The sequence below is a fragment of the Streptomyces sp. W16 genome, from assembly GCF_033194735.1.
In the GTDB taxonomy this organism is placed as follows: domain Bacteria; phylum Actinomycetota; class Actinomycetes; order Streptomycetales; family Streptomycetaceae; genus Streptomyces.
This window is the reverse complement of record NZ_JAWOAI010001199.1, coordinates 1-808: the sequence shown is the minus strand read 5'-3', so window position 1 is coordinate 808 and position 808 is coordinate 1. Positions and strand designations below refer to the sequence as shown.

The following is an 808-nucleotide window of genomic DNA, read 5'->3' as shown; positions in this document are numbered from 1 at the left end:
CTGGAGCGCGGGCGGGCCGCGGCGGCGAAGGCGGGCGGCAGCACCGAGGTGCGGCGGCTGGACCTCGCGGACCTGGCGTCCGTGCGGGAGTTCGCCGAGGGCTGGGACGGCCCGCTGGACCTGCTCATCAACAACGCGGGCGTGATGATGCTCCCCGAGGGGCGCACACGGGACGGCTTCGAGATGCAGCTCGGCACCAACCACCTGGGCCACTTCGCCCTCACGAACCTGCTGCTGCCGCACATCACCGACCGCGTGGTGACCGTCTCCTCCGGCGCGCACCGGATGGGCGACCGCGTCATCCACTTCGAGAACCTGAACCTGGACGGCATCTACGGCCCGCAGCGCGCCTACTCCCAGTCCAAGCTGGCCAACCTGCTGTTCACGCTCGAACTCCAGCGCAGGCTGGCCGAGTCGGGCTCACACGTCCGCGCCCTTGCGGCCCACCCGGGCTGGGCGGCGACCAACCTGCAGAGCCACACGGCGAACCCGGTCAGCCGCGCGCTGATGGCCGTGGGCAACAGGGTCCTGGCCCAGGACGACAAGGGCGGCGCCCTGCCGACGCTCTACGCGGCGACCCAGGACCTGCCGGGCGCGAGCTACGTCGGGCCGAGCGGAATCGGCGAGATGCGCGGGGCGCCGACGCTGGTGGGGCGCAGCCCCGAGGCGAGTGACGTGGCGGCGGCCGAGCGGCTGTGGACGGCTTCGGAGGAGCTCACCGGGGTGCGGTTCTCGATGGGGGCGGTGGCGTAGCGGATACCGGCTTCTCGGTCCCGACGGTGAGCGCCGACTGCACCCGCCCCGGTTC

The 808-nt window shown here is 73.0% G+C and carries 1 protein-coding gene; it reads left to right on the top strand.

Features of this window, described 5'->3' with window-relative positions; translation table 11 throughout:
* Nucleotides 1–753, top strand: a 753-nt coding sequence (locus R6V09_RS54185) for an oxidoreductase (RefSeq protein ID WP_317888693.1), incomplete at its 5' end; no start/stop codon positions are given.
* Nucleotides 754–808: the final 55 nt, after the last annotated feature.